The sequence below is a fragment of the Microbacterium testaceum genome, assembly GCF_001476655.1.
In the GTDB taxonomy this organism is placed as follows: domain Bacteria; phylum Actinomycetota; class Actinomycetes; order Actinomycetales; family Microbacteriaceae; genus Microbacterium; species Microbacterium testaceum_C.
Genome location: NZ_LDRT01000240.1, coordinates 1 through 934, shown reverse-complemented (window position 1 = coordinate 934; position 934 = coordinate 1). Strand labels below are relative to the sequence as shown.

Genomic DNA, 934 nt, shown 5'->3' with positions numbered 1-934 from the left:
GACCTGGCCCGGACGGATGATGCTGTCACCGTTAAGGCCGTTCCACGCCTGTAGGCCCCCGACGTCGAGACCGTAGCGCTGGGCGATCGCCCACACGGTGTCGCCGGGCTCGACGGTAGCGGTCGCCGTGACGGGCCCGGACGCACGGGTCACCGGAGAGTGTCCGCGGGGAGCGGGAGCGGGCGGTAGGGCGGTGGTCGGTGGAGCGGGCGGCGCTGCGTGGGCACTGCTCTCTCCGGTGAGAGCCAAGGCGATGGTTCCGACGACCGCGGCGGGGACGAGGACGCTCGAGCGCGGGAAGGTGGGCAGCGCGGGGGAAGGGAGTCGACGCATGGTGGGGGGATTTCCGTTCTTTCGACTGCCAGAACGCTCGCACGGCCTGGGAGGGATGTCAACGCGTGGGGCCTGTGTGACTCGTGTGACGACGGCGCCGAGACGCATCGCGGGCGCGTGCGATGAGAGGATGGGGTGGTGAGCGAAGCCTCCCGTTACGAAACCTCGTGGTTGACGATCCCCGACCTCGTGGAGGTCCTGGGCGAGCAGCACGGACGCGTGCGTCGGCTGCTCGACGAGCACTACCTCGTCGGTTCGCGCCGAGACGGTGTGCTGCGCGTCCCCGCCGTGTTCATCGTCGACGGCCGTCCGCTGCCGTCCCTGCGCGGCACGATCATCGTTCTGCACGATGTCGGCTTCGACGAGGACGAGACCATCGACTGGCTGCTCACCCCGGAGGACACCATCGGAGTCGCGCCGATCGAAGCGCTCCTGGCGGGGCGCAAGAGCGAAGTGCGGCGGGTCGCCGCGACGCTGGCCTGAGCGCCCGCCGCCTCGGCGGGGAGGACTGTCCCTCCACGGCTGCGTGAGCTCGCGCGGCGCGCCGCTCAGGAAGAGCGCTGCGTCGCGGCGTGCGCGAGATCGCGGAGTTCGCCGACGG

Annotated in this window: 1 protein-coding gene; it reads left to right on the top strand. The window is 71.1% G+C overall.

Translation table 11 applies throughout. From position 1 onward, the window contains the following. The first annotated feature begins 471 nt into the window (after nt 1-471). Nucleotides 472-816, top strand: coding sequence for an Rv2175c family DNA-binding protein (locus NS220_RS18710; protein WP_058625460.1), 345 nt, complete (start codon nt 472-474; stop codon nt 814-816). The last annotated feature ends 118 nt before the right edge of the window (nt 817-934 follow it).